This is a genomic window from Pseudomonas sp. SIMBA_067 (genome assembly GCF_046534675.1).
In the GTDB taxonomy this organism is placed as follows: domain Bacteria; phylum Pseudomonadota; class Gammaproteobacteria; order Pseudomonadales; family Pseudomonadaceae; genus Aquipseudomonas; species Aquipseudomonas putida.
Window position 1 is genome coordinate 1 of the sequence record NZ_JAWRYH010001468.1, and the last position, 231, is coordinate 231.

Here is a 231-nt window from a genome sequence, read left to right on the forward strand (position 1 = left end):
GGTAAAGGAGAGCGCCGTTCCGGCCAGCTGCGCCGGTGCCACTTCCGGCAACACGACGCGGCGGAAGCTCTGCCACGGCGTGGCACCCAGCGTTTCGGCCGCCTCTTCATACTCCGGGCCTAACTCTTCCAGCACCGGCTGTACGGTACGCACCACAAACGGAATGCTGGTAAAGGCCACGGCGATGGCGATACCAATCCAGGTATAGGAAATTTTGATGTCGAACTGAGC

1 protein-coding gene is annotated in these 231 nt (G+C 61.0%); it reads right to left on the reverse strand.

The window, feature by feature from the left end; genetic code table 11:
* Positions 1–231, reverse strand: a 231-nt coding sequence (locus SB765_RS34300; RefSeq protein WP_410933112.1) for an ABC transporter permease subunit, incomplete at both ends; no start/stop codon positions are given.